The sequence below is a fragment of the Sphingobium sp. FW306-1B-F04DB genome (assembly GCF_058781925.1).
The window spans coordinates 1-928 of record NZ_JBYSXE010000130.1 but is presented as its reverse complement, the minus strand read 5'-3'; the positions used below and the strand labels follow the sequence as shown (position 1 = coordinate 928).

The window sequence follows — 928 nt, the reverse complement described above, 5'->3', positions numbered from 1 at the left end:
TCAGTCCCTCCTCGTCCAAAGGTGGGGGGACCAGTTCTACGTGTCGCTACCGGACCAGTTTTGCATGTCGCCTGACAACAGTTTCCGAAACCCGTAGTTGATGAGCGAGCTGCCATGTCCGTGGTGCCATACCAGTGGCCTTCTTGAATATCCTGGACAAGTGGCTTTGATCTGCGAATCCGCAGTCCTGGGCTACTGCCGCTAGCGGGAGGGACAACTGTAAAAGGCCTTTCGCCCGTTCCACGCGCCGATTGACCAGCCAGCGGTAAGGAGAGACGCCAGCCGATCGGCGAAAAGAGTGGGAGAAGCGGCTTACACTTAGCCCGCACGCACGGGCCAGTTCAGTCAGGCTCGTGCCCGATTGCAGGGTGGCCTCCATCCATTCTTTAGCGAGCCGCTCCTGCCAGACGCTAAGACCACCAACATTATGCCGCCTGTCTTCCAAGCCGCCATACCGACGCAACACGTAGATTCCGAACGCCCACATGAAGCTGTCCGCATGAAGGGCATCTAGGCGCTTCGGATCGTCGAGAAATGGGCGAATATATTCTGTCATCTTGGGGATGACGGGATCAGGGCGGAGGAAGCACCGGTCGTTGCCAATTGACGCGACGGGCTTGGCGCCCAAGTCCTCAGCTACCTCGTCCATGAATTTCCGAGAAAGCAGAAGTTCGATTGTATGGCTGTGGGTGTTCAACTCAACGAAGTCGACGCCCGACAGATTGAGGAAATGGGTGTAGCCACTCGGCGAGCTGTAATTGAAGGTCTGGCCATGCACCGATATCCTGCTCGTTTCCGGCAGGCAGCGAACACCTATGGTGTAAGTGTCCTTGAGAAGCGGGAACTCCACATTGAGCTGCTGCCGGTTTCGCGGACACCAAGATAGGCTACGCTACCTCAGATTGTTTCTCGAAGTCGATGGGGCTGA

The 928-nt window shown here is 56.8% G+C and carries 1 protein-coding gene; it reads right to left on the bottom strand.

Features of this window, described 5'->3' with window-relative positions:
• Positions 1-46: 46 nt before the first annotated feature.
• Positions 47-850 carry a helix-turn-helix domain-containing protein gene (locus AC3WJD_RS22025; RefSeq protein WP_492748999.1) on the bottom strand — a complete coding sequence of 268 codons (804 nt, stop codon included), beginning with the start codon at positions 848-850 and terminating at the stop codon, positions 47-49.
• Between the last annotated feature and the right edge of the window lie 78 nt (positions 851-928).